Genomic DNA, 1,629 nt, shown 5'->3' on the forward strand with positions numbered 1-1,629 from the left:
AAAACATACTAAGATTAGTAGTGAGGAAATCTCCGACGGGAGAAAGTACTCACTACTTTTTTCGTTATGTTAAAGTAGTGGTGTCTTGTTAAGTCGATAAGTCCTTTGGCGCTAGACGTCGTAACTAAAACTGACAAGACACCTGTTTTAGGAAGAATGTTATCAAAGTATGTGGGACGAAAAACGTCGAGTATTGAAAATGGCATCACTAAAGCAAGGAATCATTCAAGACAAAGAGGTAATATCATGCGAGTAGTTTTTGGTATTGACGTGAGTAAAGCAAGTTCAGAAGTAGCCATCTTGGTCAATGGAGAAAAAGTACATGGCTATACCATACCCAATAATGCAGTCGGATTTAATCGACTACTTGGGGACTTGAAGACTGTTCACCAGCCAGAGATTGTCTTCGAGGCGACTGGTGTCTATTCTCGTCGTCTTCAGGCCTTCTTTGAGGATAATAGTTACGCTTATACACGGCTCAATCCTTTAGAATCCAAAAAACAACTAGATAGCTTACGAGTACGTAAAACCGATAAGATTGACGCTGAAAAACTAGCTATGTCTCAGTTCATCCTCAATCGTAAACCAAGCTATGTCCAAGAAGCGCTTTACCAAGAATTACGCGATCTCAGTCGTTTCTATCAGAATCTTACTGAGGACATTGTCTGCGCTAAAAACCGTCTGCACAAGGTTTTACAGGTCACTTTTCCTGAATTGGAAAACATCTTGTCAGCACCAACTGGGGAACAATATTGGAACTTGGTAATAACTTTTCCATGTAATAGTTTTGTACTGGAGTCGGATGACGCCACATTAACAGCTACCATCCGTCAGTCTACGGCAAAACGCATCTCTGAAAAACGTGTGACTTACTTAGTAGATAAGCTTACAAAACTAGCTAATCAGTCTTATTGTGCGGTCAAAAAAACCTCTCCAGTGATAGAAGAGGTCAAATACTATGCAAGGGAGTTACTTAGGCTTTCTGAACACAGACAAGGTGTTTTAGAGGAGATGGTAACATTGGCTCAATCTTTGCCAGAATACGAGATTCTACTCTCTATTCCTGGAATAGCTGAAACCACAGCGACAAGTATTATTGGCGAACTTGGTGATATTCGTCGATTTCACTCTGCCAATCAAATCAATGCTTTTATCGGTATTGACCTCAGACACTATGAATCTGGAAACTTTCTAGCCAAGGAACATATCACCAAACGTGGGAATCCCTATGCCAGAAAGATTCTCTTTAAGTGCATTCATAACATAGCTTCAGCTAGCCACACCAATCCTTGTCATATCGCAGACTTCTATGAGAAACGGAAAAGACAATCGCAAGTGACTTCAACCAAACCACACACGATTGCCTCTATACATCGTCTCATTAGAACAATGTATTACCTCATAACGCATAACAAACTTTACGATTATACTTCTACCCAAAATCGGTAAAATTGTTCATGCCATATGATTGTAACACCTTATCAAAAAAATCACTAGGTAAGGCGTTGTTTTTGCGTACACTTTTTACACTGAACCTTAGTTCAAAAATAGACAAATTCCTTAGTTTGACTATGGAATTCGATCTATTTTTTATCAAATGCCTTGACATGCTTGACAAATGGTAGAAAA

1 protein-coding gene is annotated in these 1,629 nt (G+C 39.2%); it reads left to right on the forward strand.

The features are described from left to right. The first annotated feature begins 246 nt into the window (after window positions 1–246). Window positions 247–1,449 (forward strand): IS110 family RNA-guided transposase, encoded by a 1,203-nt coding sequence (locus ACYVQ1_RS10195; protein WP_461250570.1) that lies wholly within the window; start codon window positions 247–249, stop codon window positions 1,447–1,449. Window positions 1,450–1,629: the final 180 nt, after the last annotated feature.

It is taken from the genome of Streptococcus parasalivarius, assembly GCF_054785155.1.

What these genes read in the sequence shown, in the direction of transcription:
- ACYVQ1_RS10195 (WP_461250570.1), top strand. Translation starts at nt 247, where the DNA reads ATGCGAGTAGTTTTTGGTATTGACGTGAGTAAAGCAAGTTCAGAAGTA.